The sequence below is a fragment of the Paenirhizobium selenitireducens ATCC BAA-1503 genome, from assembly GCF_900492185.1.
GTDB lineage: Bacteria > Pseudomonadota > Alphaproteobacteria > Rhizobiales > Rhizobiaceae > Allorhizobium > Allorhizobium selenitireducens_A.
The window spans coordinates 180,003-196,611 of sequence record NZ_UEYP01000005.1 but is presented as its reverse complement, the minus strand read 5'-3'; the positions used below and the strand labels follow the sequence as shown (position 1 = coordinate 196,611).

The following is a 16,609-nucleotide window of genomic DNA, read 5'->3' as shown; positions in this document are numbered from 1 at the left end:
CGGAACGCTCGATGAACGTCCCGGCCTTATCGTCTTTCCTGTTACTCGCGGTTGCCAAGGAAGCGCAGCATGAACAGGAACAGGTTGATGAAGTCGAGGTAGAGCTGCAGGGCTCCCATGATCGCCTTGCGGCCGGCAACGTCGCTGCCATCGGCTTCGTAATAGGATTCCTTGATGTTCTGCGTGTCGTAGGCGGTCAGGCCGGCAAACAGCAGGACGCCGATCACCGAAATGGCGAATTCAAGCGCCGAAGACGCCAGGAAGATATTGACCAGCGAAGCGATGATCACGCCGAACAGGCCCATGATCAGGAACGAACCCATGCCCGACAGGTCACGCTTGGTGGTGTAGCCGTAGAGCGAGAGCGCCCCGAACGACGCCGCCGTCACGAAGAAGGTCTGGACGATGCTGGCGCCCGTGTAGACCATGAAGATCGACGACAGCGACAGACCCATCAGACCGGCATAGACCCAGAACGTGGTCTGCGCAGCCGAGACGCTCATCGAGTGGATCTTGAAGCTCATGAAGAACACCAGGCCTACCGGGGCGAGCATCACCAGCCACTTCAGGGGGCTCAGATAGATCGCCTGGCCAAAGGCGGTCAGTTGGCCGTCGCTGCCGATCGCCATCTGTGCAGTGACGAAGGCGGCAATACCGGTGATGGTCAATCCGAGCGCCATCAGGTTGTAAACCTTGAGCATATAGGCGCGCAGGCCCTCGTCGATCATCGTCGCCGACTGGGCACCACTCTGGCCGGGTCGGCTCTGGTAGTTGCGAAGTTCAGACATTGTTTCCTCTTTTCAAGCTCCGAAAAGGTTACGGTGTCGGGTTTCATACCCAGGCGCCGCTGCGGAGCTTCAGCATGCCTAGCGCCAATATGAGGTTTCCGGGCGCGCGCGACAAGAGCCGCGCTTCTCAAAATGGTGTTATCGGCGCCGATCCGACCGGCGGTTATGGCTCAATCGGAGGCGGATGAAGATCTTGGTGGGAGCTAGAGTTCCCTGAGAACCGGAGCCGCCTTCTGTCCGAGAATTCGCCAGGTGCCGGCGAGTCCGATGCCGATCGTCGTCACGAGCGAAAGTAGTATCGTGGCGAGCGCCACATCGGGCAGGAAATTGGATGGCAGCCGCATGATCTGGCTCAGCACGTACCAGGCCACCCCGCCGCCGGCAAGAAGGGCGAAACAGGCGGTCGCCGCTCCCAGCAGGAAGTATTCGTAGGTAAAGGCACGGATCAGCATGGCCCGCGTCGCGCCCAGGGTCTTCAGCACCACGGCATCGTGTGTGCGGGCGCGATTGCCGGCCGCAAGCGCTCCGGAAAGCACGAGGATCGAGGCCACGAGTGCAATGGCCGCGGCGGCACGAATGGCGGTCGCCAACTGGCCGACCAGCCGGTCGACCACGTCGAGCGCGTCCTTGACCCGCACACTGGTGATCGTCGGGAAGGTTCGGGTCACGGCTTTCAGGATGGCGGCCTCCTCGGCCGGCCCGGCGCTCGCATCGGTCAGCGTCGCGAGCCAGGCATGGGGGGCGCCGGCAAAGGTGTTGGGCGAGAACACCATGACGAAATTGATTGACAGGCTTTCCCACTCGACCTTGCGGAAATTGGCGATCTTGGCGGTGATGTTGCGGCCGAGCACGTTGACGGTCACGGTGTCGCCGAGTTTCAATCCGAGTTCGCCGGCCTCCTCGGCGGAAAACGAAACGAGAGGTTCGCCCGTATAGTCTGCCGGCCACCACTCTCCCTCGATGACGGATGCGTTTTCCGGCACCGTTTCTGCATAGGTGATGCCGCGATCGCCCCGAAGTACCCAACGGCCTTCCGGTGGCACGTCCATCTTGGCGACATCCGTATCGTTGAATGCGAGGATGCGTCCGCGCAGCATGGGAACTTCCACCAGTTTGCCGTTTTGCGACTGTCCCTCGACGACCGAACGGAAGCCTTCGATCTCGCTCTTCTGGATGTCGATGAAGAAGAAATTCGGCGCGCGTTCCGGCAGGTTGGCGCTGAGTTCGCGTCGCAGATTGCCGTCGATCAACGCCAGCGCGACGAGCAGGCTCAAGCCCAGACCGAGCGACAGGGTGACGGCGGGCGTGAGGGCGCCGGGACGATGGATGTTGCCGATCGCCAGCCGCAGCGCGGCGGAGGGCACATGGGGGCTGCGCCGCGCCAGGTAGGCGATGCCAAGGGCGACCAGGCGCAGGAGAACGAAGCCGGCGGCCATGGCGACGAGGAAGATCGTCGCGATGCGCCTTTCCTCGGAGGTCAGGATTGCCAGCGCCGCCAGAGCGCCAAGGGCCAGCGTGGTGGCAGCCAGATAGGGCCACGACGGCCAGCCGCGTGGCTCGAAACCCTGTTCGCGGAAGAGGGCGGTCGCCGGGACTTTCCGAGCATGACCGAGCGGCAGGATGGCAAAGGCCAGGGTCACGAGCATGCCGAACAGGGCCGCGAGCAGAAGGGCACCGGGATAAAGCGTCGGTTCGGTCGATATGGGAAGGAAGCCGGCGAGATAATAGGAGGCGACCAGGGGAGCGATGGCGCCGAGCACGAGACCGGCCAGGATACCGATGGCCGCAACGATGGTGATCTGGAAGAAATAGACCATGACGACGACCGAGGCCGGTGCGCCGAGGCACTTCAAGGTGGCGATGACGGTGCGCTTGGAATCGAGGAAGGCGCGCACCGCATTGGCCACGCCGACGCCGCCGACCACCAGCGCCGTCAGGCCGACCAGCGTCAGAAACTGGGAAAAGCGTTCGATATTCTCTGTGAGCGACGGAGCGGCCCGGTCGCTGGTGCGGATCGACCAGCCGGCATTCGGCAATGTGCTTTCGGCCTTGCGCCGAATCTCTTCCGGTGTGGGGGCGGGGGCTGTGAGCCGGACCTTGTAGGCATGCTCGACCAGACTGCCGGTTTCCACCAGTCCGCTGGCCTTCAGGGCTTCGCGGCTGGTGATCAGCCGGGGTGCAAAGCCGAAGCCGTCGGAGATCGCATCCGGTTCGGTTGCGATCGAGCCGGCGATGACGAAGCGTGCCTTGCCGATCAGTATCTCGTCGCCGACTTCAAGGCCAAGTCGCTCCAGCAACAGAGGGGCGGCGACCGCGCCGAAACGGCCCTCGCTTGCGGCGACAAGTTCGCTCAAGGGACGGGCGGGGTCGGCCACGAAGGTGCCGTAGAGCGGGTAGGCGCCGTCGATAGCCTTTACTTCGACCAATGATTGGTCCGATCCGTCGGGCAGGCGCGCCATGGAGCGCAGCACGGTCGACACGGAAATGTCTCCCAAGTCCTCCAGAAAACGGATCTCTTCGGCGTTGGCCTCACGGTTGTTCAACTCGAAGCGCACGTCGCCGGCGAGGAGCGTACGCCCTTCCGAGGCAATGGAGCCGGTAATCGCCGTTGCGACCGAATTGACGGCGGCGATGGCGCCGGTGCCGAGCGCGATGCAGGCCAGGAAAATATAAAAACCCTTCAGCCCGCCGCGCAGCTCGCGCAGGGCTATGCGAAAGGCTGTCGAGGCTCTCGTCCTGAAACGCATCATGCCGTCACGACTTCCGAGCGACGTTCGGTCACTGCGGCGTCAGCCACGATCCGGCCCGAGGCGACGCGCACCTGGCGCGAGCAGCGGGAGGCAAGCGCAAGGTCATGGGTGACCAGCACCAGCGTCATGCCGCGTTCGGCCTGCTGGGCAAAAAGCAGGTCGGCGATCTGGCGACCCGTCTCCGTGTCGAGATTGCCGGTCGGTTCGTCGGCGATAAGCACGGCCGGCGAGGGAGCGAGCGCACGGGCGATCGCGACGCGCTGCTGCTCGCCGCCGGAGAGCTGGCCCGGATAGTGGCCGAGCCGCTCACCCAGGCCGACGGCCTGCAGTTCGCGCCGGGCGATGTCGAAGGGACTGCGCACATTGGCAAGCTCGAGCGGAATGGCGACATTCTCGAGGGCGGTCATGTTGGCGATCAGATGGAAGGACTGGAAGACGATGCCAATGTTCTTGCCGCGAAAATCGGCCAGCGCATCTTCTCCAAGATTGTGCAAGGGCGCACCATTGACGTGGATCTCGCCAGTGTCGAGCCGTTCGAGGCCCGCAAGCACCATCAGCAGCGTGGACTTTCCCGACCCTGAGGGGCCGACGATGCCAACGGCTTCACCTTTGCCGATGGTCAGGTCGATGTTCTTCAGAACATGAACGGATGCGGCCGCATTGCCCAGCGTGAGGTCGGCCTTCTTCAGTTCGATAATGGTTTTTATCACTCGTGCTCGCCCTATATATGTGAGGCGAAGCAAGCTTCGCGCGCTGTTCCAGCCTGTTTAATTTAGGAAAGCCCCGATGAGATTTAAAGCGATGCTCCTTCATTTCGCCGTGATTGCCGGCGGCGTTCTCGCATCCGGCCTCAGCGTGGCGGCAGAACCGGTTCCGTTGGTGGGTTTCGGCGACAGCCTGATGGCCGGCTACCAGCTGCCGCAGGAGGATGCTCTGCCCGTTCGCCTCGAAAAGGCGCTGGTCGCGGAGGGCGTTGAAGTGACGATCGCCAATGCCGGCGTCTCCGGCGATACCAGCGCGGCAGGGCTTGCCAGGGTCGACTGGTCGGTGCCTGACGGGACGAAGGGCGTCATCCTGGAACTCGGCGCCAATGACGCGTTGCGCGGGATTGCGCCGGAGGAGACCGAAAGGAACCTGGATGCGATCATCGGCAGGCTGAAGGATCGTGGGATCGCGGTCCTGCTGGTCGGCATGCTGGCGCCGCCCAATATGGGGGCCGACTATGCCGCGCGTTTCAACCCGATCTATCCGAAGCTTGCCGAAAGACACGGGCTCGCCTTCTACCCGTTCATCCTCGACGGGGTGGTCACGCGCTCCGAGTTGCAGCTCGAGGATGGGATGCACCCCAATGCCGACGGGATCGCGATCATGGTGGAGCGCATGCTGCCTGTCGTCCGAGACTTTGTGAAAACCGTACGGGACACGCCGAAATAGGGACTTGCGTGTCCCGGCATTGCGTGATTCGCTGTGTGCATCTGCAAAAAGATTCGGGGAGCTCGCTATGCCGAGATTATTCACTGCCCTCGAAATTCCGCGAAGCGCGGCCTTGAGTCTCTCCCTTTTGCGCGGCGGTCTCCCTGGTGCACGTTGGATCGATGTGGAGAATTACCACATCACCCTGCGCTTCATCGGCGATGTGGATGGCCGCACCGCCGACGAGATCGTCGATCGGCTCGACCGGATCGACCGTCCCGAATTCACGCTCAGCCTCAACGGCATTGGCTCCTTCGGTTCGAAGAAGCCGCACTCCGTGTGGGCCGGTGTTTCGCCGGCGCCGGAAATGTTCGCCCTGCAGGCCGAGATCGAGCGCATTTGCCAGCGCATTGGCCTGCCGCCCGATCCACGCAAGTTCATGCCCCACGTGACGCTGGCCCGCCTGAAGACATGCCGTGTCGATGACGTCGTCAACTATCTCGCCGGGCGCGGTGACTTCCATACCGCCCCGTTCCTGGCCAGCCGCTTCGTTCTCCTGTCCTCGAAGGAATCGGTCGGTGGCGGTCCCTACCTCACCGAGGAAGTGTTTCCGCTCCATGAGGCCCGCTCTGCCTCGAATTTTGTGACGAGGGATCTGCAGCCGCTGAAGAGCATGCTGTAGACGTCGCGGAAACCCTCGATCCCGCCGTAATAGGGATCGGGAATATCGATCTCCTGGCCGAGGGCATAGGCGCTGAAAAGCGCAAGGGTCGCCGCCGTCTGGCGCGGCGCCATGTCCTGGAGGTGGCGCAGGTTGCTGCGGTCCATGGCGAGGATCAACTCGAAGCGCTCGAAATCCGAGGCCTCGATACGCCGGGCGCGCAAATCCGATATATCTATGCCGTGTTCGCGGGCGACCTGCACGGAGCGGGCGTCCGGCGGATAGCCGATATGCCATCCGCCGGTGCCTGCCGAATCGGTCGGATAGTCGTGTTCTCTGCCGTTCTGCATCGTCATGTCACGAAAGATCCCCTCGGCCAGCGGAGAGCGACATATATTGCCAAGGCAGACGAAAAGCACAGGAAACGGAGTCATCGGTCTTCCGTGGAAAAATGAGAGAGGATGCTGATGAAATACGAGAAACTTGACGAAGCGGCAATCGCGCAACGACTTTTGGCCCTGCCCCAGTGGTCGCTGGCGCCGGGCGGCAAGGCCATCAACCGTCGTTTCATCTTCGCCGACTTCGCCGAAGCCTTTGCCTTCATGACCCGCTCGGCGCTCGTCGCCGAACGGCTTGATCATCATCCGGAATGGTCGAATGTCTATCGTTGCGTCGACGTGACCTTGACCACGCATTCGGCCGAGGGGCTCACAGATCTCGACTTCAACCTGGCAAGCGCGATGGACAGGGCCGCCGCCGGGCGCGATTGATTTTGGCGATGGGCTTCCCATATCTTTGACGGGTCCAAACGAGAGGATCGGACGCAATGGACGATATCAAGATCGGCGAAATCCTGCTGCCGGGCGACGAGGAAACGCAGGAGCGGCAGGAAAGCAATGTCCGGGCGAAGTTCTGGCCGACGATGAAGAAGGCTATCCGGCAGGTTCCCTTCTCGCGCGATGTGATCGCTGCCTTCTACTGCGCGACCGACCGACAGACACCGCTACGCGTGCGGGGCATTCTGCTTGCCGCGCTCGGCTATTTCGTCCTGCCGCTCGATACCATTCCCGACATGTTCGCGCTGGTCGGCTTCACCGACGATATCGCCGTCCTGACCTCGGCGATCGCGCTGATCAACGGCCATATCAAGGACAGGCACTACCACGCCGCCGACGCGATGCTGTCCGACGAGGGTCTACCTGCTGACGCGCGTGCGCAGGGCTGAAGGGCCGCTGACAATCGCCAAGCCAGGACGCCAAGCCAGGACGGTCGTGAATTTTTTCCGGAATCGGGCCTTTCATTCGCGCGGAATTCTGTCGGAGCCCAACTCTCGCCAGATTTCTTTCCTCTAGATCGCCGGGATCGAGCGAGCCTGATTTTGAGCCTTGCGAATGTCTCGAAATAGGGCGATTCTCGATCGGAGCCCACGGTTTGCGGCCGGAATCGTTTCGCGTTGACGGTTTGGTAACGTAAATTAAGTCATACTGAATCAAGTTTTGACGATGGAGTGTTCGGCTCGTAGCGGCCGAACGATGGATGGACAAGCAACCGGCAGGAAGACATGTTCGTAAGAAGTAGCGTAACCGCATTGGCAATCATTCTGGCAAGCAGCACTCTCGCTGTGGCGCAGTCGCCGACGCGAATCGAGCAGTTCAAGGCATGGGGTGCTTATTCCTATAAGTCCAATGGCGGGAACGTGTGCTACGTTCTCTCCGTCCCAACTGCGAAGGAACCTGCATCGGTCAATCACGGCGACATCTTCTTCGTCGTGTCGCAGAGGCCCGGCCAGAACATCTCCTATGAGCCCCAGGCAATGATGGGCTATGCGCTCAAGGAAGGCTCCAAGGTCAATGTGACGATCGACGCGAAGAACTTCGTCATGTTCGTCAAGGACAGTTCGGCCTGGGTCGAGAATGCCGCCGAGGAGCCGGCACTGGTTGCCGCCATGAAGGGCGGAACCAACATGACGGTCAAGGCGACCTCGGCGCGTGGTACGGGGACGAATTATACCTATTCGCTCTCCGGCATTTCGGCCGCCCTCAAGCAGATCGAAAACTGCAAGTAAGACCTGCAACGCGAGAAAGTTGATCAAGGGTCGGTTACACACCGGCCCTTTTGCCGTTCGGGCCTGCGACCGGGGGTCTCACATTCGGCGTGACGCAGGGCGAAAAAACTGCTAGAGGCCCCGCAAATGCCGGGCTGTCGGGATATCGGATCCCGCCCGGCTTAATTTCTTACGTTCATGCAGGATCGGGTGCGGTCGCCACGTCGATGGCGAAGGCGGCATCTTTGATCGAAAGGGTTCTGACGACATGGCTGTCATGGAGAGTGTGATGGGGCAGAGCAATGCGCGCACCGTGCCTGTCACCAAGGCTGGAGCGGAAATGCCGACCCTGATCGGTGCGAGCCGCGAGGAACTGGGCGCGATGCTGCGCGACAAGGGTGTGCCGGAGCGGCAGATCAAGATGCGCGTCGCGCAGCTGTGGAACTGGTTATACGTGCGCGGCGTCTCGGATTTCGATGCCATGGCCAATGTCTCCAAGGATATGCGCGAGATGCTGAAGGCCAACTTCACCATCGCCCGGCCGGAAATCGTCGAAGAGCAGGTATCCAACGACGGCACCCGCAAATGGCTGCTGCGCTATCCGCCGCGCGGTGCCGGTCGCCCCGTCGAGGTCGAGACGGTCTACATCCCTGAAGAGGGCCGCGGCACGCTTTGCATTTCCAGCCAGGTCGGCTGCACGCTGACCTGTTCCTTCTGCCATACGGGCACGCAGCGCCTGGTGCGCAACCTGACGGCGGAGGAAATCCTGTCGCAATTGCTTCTGGCACGCGACCGGCTGGGCGACTTCCCCGACCGTGACGTGCCGCAAGGCGCCATGATTCCATCGAGCGATCGCAAGATCACCAATGTCGTTATGATGGGCATGGGCGAGCCGCTCTACAATTTCGAGGAAGTGAAGAAGGCGCTGCTGATCGCCACCGACGGCGACGGCCTGTCGCTTTCCAAGCGACGCGTCACGCTGTCGACTTCCGGTGTCGTTCCGGAGATCTACCGCACCGGCGAGGAGATCGGCGTGATGCTGGCGATCTCGCTGCATGCGGTGCGCGACGAACTGCGCGACATGTTGGTGCCGATCAACAAGAAATATCCGCTGAAGGAGCTGATCGAAGCCTGCCGCGCCTATCCGGGGCTTTCGAATGCGCGCCGCATCACCTTCGAATATGTGATGCTGAAGGACGTCAACGACAGCCTCGAGGACGCCAAGGGGCTGATCCAGCTGCTCAAAGGCGTGCCGGCCAAGATCAACCTCATTCCGTTCAATCCCTGGCCAGGCACCAATTACCAGTGCTCGGACTGGGAGCAGATCGAGAAATTCGCCGATTTCATCAATCAGGCCGGCTATGCCTCGCCGATCCGCACGCCGCGCGGTCGCGACATCCTCGCCGCCTGCGGCCAGTTGAAGTCGGAATCGGAGCGTATGCGCAAGACCGATCGGCTGGCCTTCGAGGCGATGATGATCGTCGGCCACGGCGAGGACGACTAAGGAGTGGTGACAGGTCTCGATGCGACAATGCATCACGAGAAATCATCGACTCCATACCGGCGCGTGAATTGATTTCAAGCGATCGCTTACCTAAGACGATCTGCGGTACACCAACCTTTTGGAGGCATTCATGCGCGCCACCCTACTCGCACTTTTCGCTGCTACCGCCCTGATCCTGCCGGCCAAGGCTGAAGATGTCACGGTTGCCGTCACCGCCATCGTCGAACACCCGGCGCTTGATGCCGCCCGCGACGGCATCAAGGAAGCCCTGGCGGAGGCCGGCTACAAGGACGGCGAAAACCTGACGTTCGTCTACGAGTCGGCCCAGGGCAATCCGGGAACGGCCGCGCAGATCGCCCGCCAGTTCGTCGGCGATGCCCCGACCGTCATCGTTCCGATCTCCACGCCGTCCGCCCAGGCCGTCGTTTCCGCCACCCGCGACATTCCGGTTGTCTTCACCGCCGTGTCGGACCCGCTCGGCGCCGAACTGATCAAGGACATGGAAAAGCCGGGCGGCAACGTCACCGGCCTTTCCGACATGTCGCCGGTTGCCGACCATGTGGCGCTGATCAAGGAAATCACCCCCAACGCCAAGTCGATCGGCTTCATCTACAACACGGCCGAGGCCAATTCGGTCTCGACGCTCGCCGCCTTGAAAGCTGAAGCCGAAAAGGCTGGCCTGACTATCGTCGAATCCGTCGCCACCAAGTCGGCTGAAGTGCAGGGCGCCGCGCGTGCGCTGGTCGGCCGCGTCGACGTGATCTACGTTCCGACCGACAACACCATCGTCTCGGCCTTCGAGGCAGCCGTCGGCGTCGCCGAGGAAGCCAAGATCCCGCTCTATGCCGGCGATACGGATTCGGTGAACCGCGGTGCGCTGGCCGCCCTCGGCTTCAACTATTTCGACGTCGGCAAGCAGACCGGCGAGATCGTCGTTCGCGTCCTCAAGGGTGAAAAGCCGGGCGACATTCCGGTCCGCGTCGCCGCCGGCACCGATCTGGTGATCAACAAGAAGGCCGCGGCCAAGATGGGCGTTACCTTCCCGGAAAGCATCACCAGCCGCGCCACCAAGACCATCGAGTAAACTTCGACAATCGGGGCCGTGTTCGCGCGGCCCCGTCAACTTCCTGTGCACCATGCCGCGCTGAACCGGCGGTGCGCGGCCTACAAGGACTTCTCCACCGTGAGCCAAATCGCCTTCTGGGGTGCCGTCGAGCTGGGCCTGGTCTTCGCCTTCGTGGCGATCGGCGTCTATCTCGCCTTCCGTGTCCTCGACTTTCCCGACCTGACCGTCGACGGTTCCTTTCCACTCGGGGCCGCCGTCGCCGCCGTGCTGATCATCGCCGGGCTCAACGCCTGGGTCGCGAGCGCCATTGCGATGGTCGCCGGATCGGCCGCGGGTCTGGTGACCGCCATGCTCAACGTCCGCTTCAAGATCCTCAACCTGCTCGCTTCGATCCTGACGATGATTGCGCTGTTCTCGGTGAACCTGCGTGTGATGGGCAAGCCGAACGTCGCGCTACTCAACCAGGATACCATGCTCACCCCGTTTTACGGCCAGGGCATTCCTGAATATCTGGTCCGCCCGCTTTTCGTCTTCCTGCTGGTCGCCGTCGTTGTCTTCCTCGTCTGGCGCTTCCTTGAAAGCGACGCGGGATTGGCGATGCGTGCGACCGGCGCCAATGCACGCATGGCGCGGGCGCAAGGCGTCCAGACCGATAGTCAGATCTATCTCGGCATTGCTCTTTCCAATGCGCTGGTGGCGCTCGGCGGGGCGCTGTTTGCCCAGACCAACGGCTTTGCCGACGTCACCTCGGGCGTCGGCACCATCGTCGTCGGGCTTGCCGCCGTGATCATCGGCGAAACCCTGTTCGGCAAGCGCGGCCTGCTGATCGCCCTGATCGGCTGCGTCTTCGGCTCGATCGCCTATCGCCTGGCGATCCAGCTCGCCCTGTCGAGCGACGTGCTTGGCCTCAAGGCTTCCGACCTGAACTTCGTCACCGCCGTCCTCGTCGCGGTCGCGCTGGTCCTTCCCCGCCTTCGTCGTGGAGGAGCATCGGCATGATCGCGCTGGAGAACATCGAAGTCGTGTTCGGCCGCGGCACGCCGCTGCAGAAGCAGGCGCTGAAGAACGTCAACCTGACGATCGAGACCGGCTCCTTCGTCACCGTCATCGGTTCCAACGGCGCCGGCAAGTCGACCCTGCTCGGCGTTCTCGCCGGCGACGTGCTGCCGACGGCCGGCCGGGTGACGATCGGCAATGCCGACGTGTCGCGCAAGACGACGGCGACGCGCGCGCGACTTGTCGCCCGCGTCTTCCAGGATCCGCTGGCCGGCAGTTGCGGTGCGCTGTCGATCGAGGAGAACCTCGCGCTCGCCTCGCAGCGGGGCAAGCGGCGGGGGCTTGTGTCCGCGCTCGGCGGCTCGCGCCGGAGCGAGTTCCGCGACCGTATCGCCTCGCTCAATCTCGGCCTGGAAAATCGCATGGCGGACCGCATGGACCTCTTGTCCGGCGGACAGCGTCAGGCCGTGTCGCTGGTGATGGCGACGCTGGCCGGTTCTGAAGTCCTGCTGCTCGACGAGCATACGGCGGCGCTCGATCCGGGCATGGCCGAGTTCATCATGGGGCTCACCCAGTCGATCGTCTCGGAACGCAAGCTGACGACGCTGATGGTCACTCATTCGATGCGTCAGGCACTCGATTTCGGCACGCGCACGATCATGCTTCATGCCGGCGAGATCGTCCTCGACGTAGCCGGCGACAATCGCAAGGACCTGCAGGTCGAGGACCTGATCGACATGTTCCGCCGCATCCGCGGCCAGACGCTGGATGACGATGAATTGCTGATCGGCTGATCTGCTGCGACAAGACGTGAAAAAAAAGGCGCCGGCCATAAGGGCTCGGCGCCTTTTTGTCTGCTTGGAGGATCAACGCGCCTGGGTGAACAGGATCTTGACCGCGAAGATCGAGAAGACGCCGGCAAAGGTGTAGTCGATGGCGCGCAGGACCTTGCGGTTGACCTGCAGCCACGACGAGAGCACGTCCGCCATGAAGATGATGGCAAGGCCGATCGGCAGGGACAGGATGATCGACCAGATGCCGAGGAAAAGGAGCTTTCCCGTCACGTTGGGATCGCTGGCGCTGACGAATTGCGGCAGGAAGGTCATGAAGAAGATGATGACCTTCGGATTCAGGAGGTTGACCCAGAGGCCGTTGAGAAAGGCCTTGGTGGGGGAGACCTGTCGTTCGCCGTCGGCGCGCACGACGAAATTGGAACCGTGGCGTATCGCCTGGATCGCCAGCCAGAGGAGATAACCGGCACCGCCCGTCTTGAGCAGGGTGAAGGCGGTCGGCGAGGCGACGATCAGTGCCGAAATGCCGAAGGCGACCAGCAGGGTGTGGATCGAGATGCCGAAGCTCGTGCCGGCGAGCGTCATCAGGCCGGTGGCGCGGCCGTCGCGCAGCGAACGGCTGATCCACAGCGTCATGTCGGGTCCGGGCGTGATGGCGAGCAGGAAGATCGCAACACTGAAGGCGAGGATGGTCGGCAGGCTTGGAATGAAATCCATGGCAGATATCCGGAACGAAAGAAGCCCGGAACGGGCAACGCACTGGCGTCATCCATACCGGGCTCATTGCAGCTTGCCAATCCGGCTTATTGGCCGGTGAGTGCGGCCTTGAACTTCTCCGCATAGTCCGGATGCCAGCGTGACAGCGGCGGCCGGTTCTCGACGATGTCGCCGGCGGCCCAGAGGATACGCTTCTCGTCCGTCGCGCGGTCGACGTCATTATCCGGGCAGAGGATGTAGAAATCCCCGCGCTCGATGCTTTGCAGCATGAAATCGACCGTCTGTTCCGGCGTCCAGGCCCCCTCGGGCTTCACCGTGCGGCCGTTGGCGGTCAGCGCGGTGAAGACGAAGCCGGGGATCAGAAGATGCGCCGTGACCTGGCAGTCCGGTGTGTTGCGCAGTTCGTGCTGAAGCGCTTCGGTGAAAGCCTTCACGCCGGCTTTCGACACGTTGTAGGCGGGATCGCCGGGAGGGGTGGTGATACCCTGCTTGGAGCCGGTGTTGATGATGAGCGCCGGCTCGCCATGGCCGATCATGTGTGGCCCGAAGGTGCGCGTGCCGTTGATCACGCCCATCAGGTTGACCGACAGCACGTTTTCCCAGTTGGCCTGCGGGCCGAAAAGGCTGCTGCCCGGCTGGATGCCGGCATTGTTCATCAGTACGTGAATGCGGCCGAAGCGCTGGATGACCGCCCGCTCGAGTGCCTCCAATTCGTCGATCTTGCCGACATCGGTCTCGATGGCCACGACATCAGTGTCCGGGTGCGCGGAGAGCGCCGCGACCTGCTGGCAGGCCTCGGAGAGCCGGTCTCCGCCAAGATCGGCAAGCACGACGCACATGCCCTTGCGGGCGAAGGCCTTGGCCGTGGCGAGGCCGATGCCGGACGCAGCGCCCGTGATGACGGCGACCTTGCCGCTGGCGATAGCTGGATGTTGCATGTCGATATCCCTTCTCGTTTGCCTCAGAGACCGGAGATATGGACGCCGTTCCCGCTTGGGTCAAACCCGCAAAGCCATGTTCCGCTTTCGGCGGCCTGACCTCTGCCATGGCCCCTTCCCCTTGCGCGGCGCGATAATCTCGCTAAAAGTGCCGCAAACCAAGGGCCCTGGTCGATGCGGCTCAACGCTCACGAACGGACTTTCATCATGGCATCGCATAAAGACGTGAAGAAGGTCGTCCTCGCCTATTCCGGCGGGCTCGACACCTCGATCATCCTGAAATGGCTTCAGACGGAACTCAACGCCGAAGTCGTGACCTTCACCGCCGACCTCGGCCAGGGCGAAGAACTCGAGCCGGCACGCAAGAAGGCCGAGATGCTGGGGATCAAGGAGATCTTCATCGAGGACGTGCGCGAAGAATTCGTCCGCGATTTTGTGTTCCCGATGTTCCGCGCCAACGCCGTCTACGAAGGCGTCTACCTGCTCGGCACCTCGATCGCCCGCCCGCTCATTTCCAAGCACCTGATCGACATCGCCAAGAAGACCGGCGCCGACGCGATCGCCCATGGCGCGACCGGCAAGGGCAATGACCAGGTTCGTTTCGAGCTCTCGGCCTATGCGCTGAACCCGGACATCAAGATCATCGCCCCGTGGCGCGACTGGTCGTTCAAGAGCCGGACCGATCTTCTCGAGTTCGCGGAACAGCACCAGATCCCGGTCGCCAAGGACAAGAAGGGCGAGGCGCCGTTCTCGGTCGACGCCAATCTTCTGCATTCCTCGTCCGAGGGCAAGGTTCTCGAGGACCCGAGCCAGGAAGCGCCCGAATACGTGCACATGCGCACCATCTCGCCGGAGGCCGCGCCTGACAAGGCGACCATCATCAAGGTCGGTTTCGAGAAGGGCGACGCGGTTTCGATCAACGGCGTCCGCATGAGCCCGGCAACGCTCCTGGCTGAACTCAACACTTACGGCCGCGACAACGGCATCGGTCGCCTGGACCTCGTCGAGAATCGTTTCGTGGGCATGAAGTCCCGCGGCGTCTACGAGACCCCCGGCGGCACGATCCTTCTGGCCGCGCATCGCGCGATCGAGAGCATCACGCTCGACCGCGGTGCTGCGCACCTCAAGGACGAGTTGATGCCGAAATATGCGGAGCTCATCTATTACGGCTTCTGGTTCTCGCCGGAACGCGAAATGCTGCAGGCCCTGATCGACAAGAGCCAGGAGCATGTCGAAGGCGAAGTGACGCTGAAGCTCTACAAGGGCAATGTCATGGTCATCGGCCGTGAATCGTCGAAGTCGCTCTATTCCGACCAGCTGGTCACCTTCGAAGACGACCAGGGCGCCTATGACCAGAAGGACGCGGCCGGCTTCATCAAGCTGAACGCCCTTCGTTTGAGGACGCTCGCCAAGCGCAACCTCAAGGGCTGAGCATCGCGCCAATCACTTTCGAGAGCCCGCCGTTGCAGACGCAGCGGCGGGTTTTTTCATTCCATGCGGCGCCGGGCCCGGACGAAGGCGAGATAGGCGGCGATCGACATGAATTCCATCAAGGGAATGACGGTGCCGAAAGCGGTGAGCGGATCGCCGATCATGGCGGCCGCGACGCCGCCGAGGAAGCCGGATGCCATCTGGATGAAGCCGATCAGGGCCGCCGCCGAGCCGGCGATCTGAGGATGCGGCGCAAGGCCGGCCGTGGTGATATAGGGGCTGACGAAGGCGATGCCGAAGGAGCAGACGGCCACCGGCCCCATGATCGACAGGAAGGTCGGCGGGATGAGATGGACGGACAGGGCGATCATGGCGCCGCCGATGCCGATCAAGCCAAGGCCCGTCCGCAGCGCGCCGCGCTCGCCCAGTCGCCGGGCCAGCAGACGTAGCGCGACCGAACCCGAAAAGAAGAAGCCCGACTGCATCAGCATGCCGATGCCGAACTGGCTCGGTGTCAGCCCGACATTGTTGATGAGCACGAAGGGCAGCATGGTCGACTGCGCGTAGAGCGCGCCGATGCAGCCACCGAGCACCAGCGCGGAGAACAGCACACGGGGATCGCCGATCAGGGTGCCATAGGCGCGGATCAGGCGGGTCGGGCGAAGAAGGGTCCGGTCGGGTGTGGTGGTCTCCGCCATCAGAAGGCCGATCGCCAGGCTGGTGCCGATGCCGAACAGGACCATCAGCACGAAGATCGCCTGCCAGCCGGAATATGCCAGCGCCAGGCCACCGAGCGTCGGGCCGGCGGCCGGTCCGATCGCCAGCATGATGCCGACCATGTTGAGGATGCGGGCGGCCTCCGGGCCACTGAACTGATCGCGGACGATGGCGCGCGACACGGTAATGCCGACCGAGGCGCCGATGCCCTGGATGAGGCGCCCGGCCAGAAGCCAGTCGACCGTGGGCGCGAAGGCGGCAATCAGGCTGCCCAGGATATAGATCATCAGGAAGGCAAGGGTGGCCTTCCTGCGCCCGAAGGCATCGGAGACCGGACCGGCAACGAGTTGGGCGACGGCGAAGCCGCCGAAATAGACCGAAAGGCTGAGCTTGATCGCACTCTCCGTCGTGGCGAAAGCATTGACCAGTTCGGGCATGGCCGGTGTGTAGACGGCCATGGAGACGGGGCCGATGGTGGTCAGGAGTGCGCCGATCAGCGAGGTGCGGCGCTCGCTCATGCGAGCCTTTGTCATGCTGTTCCAGTCAGTCGGATTGGGTTGTCGACGTCGCTGATTTACCGGCGGGCCGTGCGGTCGATGGATCGCTGGACCATAAGGCCGAGGGAGAGATTTGGCGATAGGTCGAATGCGACCTTGATGACTCCGTGACCGACGGGAGGGCGATAAAATTCAACGCCAAATCCTCCATGCGCTTGCCAACGCCAATCCATGAATACCATATCGCAGGACGAGCCCGGTTTGCGGGCGTCATGCAGGTCCAAAGGGAAATCGCC

17 protein-coding genes are annotated in these 16,609 nt (G+C 62.7%); 10 read left to right on the top strand and 7 right to left on the bottom strand.

Annotation, left to right across the window (positions count from 1 at the left end; translation table 11 throughout):
- Window positions 1-41: 41 nt before the first annotated feature.
- The 3 genes from RHIZ70P_RS11280 to RHIZ70P_RS11270 all read right to left on the bottom strand — a co-directional run bounded on the left by RHIZ70P_RS11280 (window position 42) and on the right by RHIZ70P_RS11270 (window position 4,248).
- Window positions 42-788, bottom strand: a complete 747-nt coding sequence (locus RHIZ70P_RS11280) for a Bax inhibitor-1/YccA family protein (protein WP_115670400.1) — start codon at window positions 786-788, stop codon at window positions 42-44.
- 203 nt (window positions 789-991) lie between these two features.
- On the bottom strand, window positions 992-3,535 hold the full coding sequence (locus RHIZ70P_RS11275; RefSeq protein ID WP_115670538.1) for an ABC transporter permease: 2,544 nt from the start codon (window positions 3,533-3,535) through the stop codon (window positions 992-994).
- Complete coding sequence (locus RHIZ70P_RS11270; protein ID WP_115670399.1) at window positions 3,535-4,248, bottom strand: ABC transporter ATP-binding protein; 714 nt, start codon at window positions 4,246-4,248, stop codon at window positions 3,535-3,537. Before RHIZ70P_RS11270 ends, RHIZ70P_RS11275 begins: the two co-directional genes overlap by 1 nt.
- 76 nt (window positions 4,249-4,324) lie before the next feature.
- Between RHIZ70P_RS11270 and RHIZ70P_RS11265 the strand changes: the two genes are divergently transcribed.
- Window positions 4,325-4,972 (top strand): arylesterase, encoded by a 648-nt coding sequence (locus RHIZ70P_RS11265; RefSeq protein ID WP_115670398.1) that lies wholly within the window; start codon window positions 4,325-4,327, stop codon window positions 4,970-4,972.
- A 67-nt stretch (window positions 4,973-5,039) separates the two neighbouring features.
- Window positions 5,040-5,633 (top strand): RNA 2',3'-cyclic phosphodiesterase, encoded by a 594-nt coding sequence (gene thpR / locus RHIZ70P_RS11260; RefSeq protein WP_115670397.1) that lies wholly within the window; start codon window positions 5,040-5,042, stop codon window positions 5,631-5,633.
- Here thpR and RHIZ70P_RS11255 read toward each other — a convergent pair.
- Window positions 5,540-6,046: a low molecular weight protein-tyrosine-phosphatase gene (locus RHIZ70P_RS11255; RefSeq protein WP_115670396.1), complete on the bottom strand. Its 507-nt coding sequence runs from the start codon at window positions 6,044-6,046 to the stop codon at window positions 5,540-5,542. The two genes, thpR and RHIZ70P_RS11255, sit on opposite strands and share 94 nt — an antisense overlap.
- Before the next feature lie 33 nt (window positions 6,047-6,079).
- Here RHIZ70P_RS11255 and RHIZ70P_RS11250 point away from each other — a divergent pair, with 33 nt between their 5' ends.
- The 7 genes from RHIZ70P_RS11250 to RHIZ70P_RS11220 all read left to right on the top strand — a co-directional run bounded on the left by RHIZ70P_RS11250 (window position 6,080) and on the right by RHIZ70P_RS11220 (window position 12,016).
- Window positions 6,080-6,382, top strand: coding sequence for a 4a-hydroxytetrahydrobiopterin dehydratase (locus RHIZ70P_RS11250; RefSeq protein ID WP_115670537.1), 303 nt, complete (start codon window positions 6,080-6,082; stop codon window positions 6,380-6,382).
- A 56-nt stretch (window positions 6,383-6,438) separates the two neighbouring features.
- Window positions 6,439-6,837, top strand: coding sequence for a YkvA family protein (locus RHIZ70P_RS11245; RefSeq protein WP_115670395.1), 399 nt, complete (start codon window positions 6,439-6,441; stop codon window positions 6,835-6,837).
- A 336-nt stretch (window positions 6,838-7,173) separates the two neighbouring features.
- Window positions 7,174-7,677 carry an invasion associated locus B family protein gene (locus tag RHIZ70P_RS11240; protein ID WP_115670394.1) on the top strand — a complete coding sequence of 168 codons (504 nt, stop codon included), beginning with the start codon at window positions 7,174-7,176 and terminating at the stop codon, window positions 7,675-7,677.
- A gap of 268 nt (window positions 7,678-7,945) precedes the next feature.
- On the top strand, window positions 7,946-9,160 hold the full coding sequence (gene rlmN, locus RHIZ70P_RS11235) for a 23S rRNA (adenine(2503)-C(2))-methyltransferase RlmN (protein WP_419178289.1): 1,215 nt from the start codon (window positions 7,946-7,948) through the stop codon (window positions 9,158-9,160).
- Between the two features lie 130 nt (window positions 9,161-9,290).
- Complete coding sequence (locus tag RHIZ70P_RS11230) at window positions 9,291-10,244, top strand: ABC transporter substrate-binding protein (RefSeq protein WP_115670392.1); 954 nt, start codon at window positions 9,291-9,293, stop codon at window positions 10,242-10,244.
- A 99-nt stretch (window positions 10,245-10,343) separates the two neighbouring features.
- Window positions 10,344-11,225, top strand: coding sequence for an ABC transporter permease (locus tag RHIZ70P_RS11225; protein WP_115670536.1), 882 nt, complete (start codon window positions 10,344-10,346; stop codon window positions 11,223-11,225).
- On the top strand, window positions 11,222-12,016 hold the full coding sequence (locus RHIZ70P_RS11220) for an ABC transporter ATP-binding protein (RefSeq protein ID WP_115670391.1): 795 nt from the start codon (window positions 11,222-11,224) through the stop codon (window positions 12,014-12,016). The genes RHIZ70P_RS11225 and RHIZ70P_RS11220 overlap by 4 nt, the downstream gene beginning before the upstream one ends.
- Before the next feature lie 72 nt (window positions 12,017-12,088).
- Here RHIZ70P_RS11220 and RHIZ70P_RS11215 read toward each other — a convergent pair whose 3' ends face one another.
- Together RHIZ70P_RS11215 and RHIZ70P_RS11210 are read right to left on the bottom strand one after the other, a co-directional pair.
- Window positions 12,089-12,730, bottom strand: a complete 642-nt coding sequence (locus RHIZ70P_RS11215; protein WP_115670390.1) for a LysE family translocator — start codon at window positions 12,728-12,730, stop codon at window positions 12,089-12,091.
- Window positions 12,731-12,816: 86 nt separating this feature from the next.
- Window positions 12,817-13,668: an SDR family NAD(P)-dependent oxidoreductase gene (locus RHIZ70P_RS11210; RefSeq protein WP_115670389.1), complete on the bottom strand. Its 852-nt coding sequence runs from the start codon at window positions 13,666-13,668 to the stop codon at window positions 12,817-12,819.
- Between the two features lie 207 nt (window positions 13,669-13,875).
- On the opposite strand from RHIZ70P_RS11210, the gene RHIZ70P_RS11205 reads away from it, so the two are divergent.
- Window positions 13,876-15,099 carry an argininosuccinate synthase gene (locus tag RHIZ70P_RS11205; protein ID WP_115670388.1) on the top strand — a complete coding sequence of 408 codons (1,224 nt, stop codon included), beginning with the start codon at window positions 13,876-13,878 and terminating at the stop codon, window positions 15,097-15,099.
- A gap of 56 nt (window positions 15,100-15,155) precedes the next feature.
- Here RHIZ70P_RS11205 and RHIZ70P_RS11200 read toward each other — a convergent pair whose 3' ends face one another.
- Window positions 15,156-16,334, bottom strand: a complete 1,179-nt coding sequence (locus tag RHIZ70P_RS11200; protein ID WP_235842210.1) for a multidrug effflux MFS transporter — start codon at window positions 16,332-16,334, stop codon at window positions 15,156-15,158.
- Between the last annotated feature and the right edge of the window lie 275 nt (window positions 16,335-16,609).

What these genes read in the sequence shown, in the direction of transcription:
- RHIZ70P_RS11280 (WP_115670400.1), bottom strand. Translation starts at nt 788, where the DNA reads ATGTCTGAACTTCGCAACTACCAGAGCCGACCCGGCCAGAGTGGTGCC.
- RHIZ70P_RS11275 (WP_115670538.1), bottom strand. Translation starts at nt 3,535, where the DNA reads ATGCGTTTCAGGACGAGAGCCTCGACAGCCTTTCGCATAGCCCTGCGC.
- RHIZ70P_RS11265 (WP_115670398.1), top strand. Translation starts at nt 4,325, where the DNA reads ATGAGATTTAAAGCGATGCTCCTTCATTTCGCCGTGATTGCCGGCGGC.
- thpR (WP_115670397.1), top strand. Translation starts at nt 5,040, where the DNA reads ATGCCGAGATTATTCACTGCCCTCGAAATTCCGCGAAGCGCGGCCTTG.
- RHIZ70P_RS11255 (WP_115670396.1), bottom strand. Translation starts at nt 6,046, where the DNA reads ATGACTCCGTTTCCTGTGCTTTTCGTCTGCCTTGGCAATATATGTCGC.
- RHIZ70P_RS11250 (WP_115670537.1), top strand. Translation starts at nt 6,080, where the DNA reads ATGAAATACGAGAAACTTGACGAAGCGGCAATCGCGCAACGACTTTTG.
- RHIZ70P_RS11245 (WP_115670395.1), top strand. Translation starts at nt 6,439, where the DNA reads ATGGACGATATCAAGATCGGCGAAATCCTGCTGCCGGGCGACGAGGAA.
- RHIZ70P_RS11240 (WP_115670394.1), top strand. Translation starts at nt 7,174, where the DNA reads ATGTTCGTAAGAAGTAGCGTAACCGCATTGGCAATCATTCTGGCAAGC.
- rlmN (WP_419178289.1), top strand. Translation starts at nt 7,946, where the DNA reads ATGGGGCAGAGCAATGCGCGCACCGTGCCTGTCACCAAGGCTGGAGCG.
- RHIZ70P_RS11230 (WP_115670392.1), top strand. Translation starts at nt 9,291, where the DNA reads ATGCGCGCCACCCTACTCGCACTTTTCGCTGCTACCGCCCTGATCCTG.
- RHIZ70P_RS11220 (WP_115670391.1), top strand. Translation starts at nt 11,222, where the DNA reads ATGATCGCGCTGGAGAACATCGAAGTCGTGTTCGGCCGCGGCACGCCG.
- RHIZ70P_RS11215 (WP_115670390.1), bottom strand. Translation starts at nt 12,730, where the DNA reads ATGGATTTCATTCCAAGCCTGCCGACCATCCTCGCCTTCAGTGTTGCG.
- RHIZ70P_RS11210 (WP_115670389.1), bottom strand. Translation starts at nt 13,668, where the DNA reads ATGCAACATCCAGCTATCGCCAGCGGCAAGGTCGCCGTCATCACGGGC.
- RHIZ70P_RS11205 (WP_115670388.1), top strand. Translation starts at nt 13,876, where the DNA reads ATGGCATCGCATAAAGACGTGAAGAAGGTCGTCCTCGCCTATTCCGGC.
- RHIZ70P_RS11200 (WP_235842210.1), bottom strand. Translation starts at nt 16,334, where the DNA reads ATGAGCGAGCGCCGCACCTCGCTGATCGGCGCACTCCTGACCACCATC.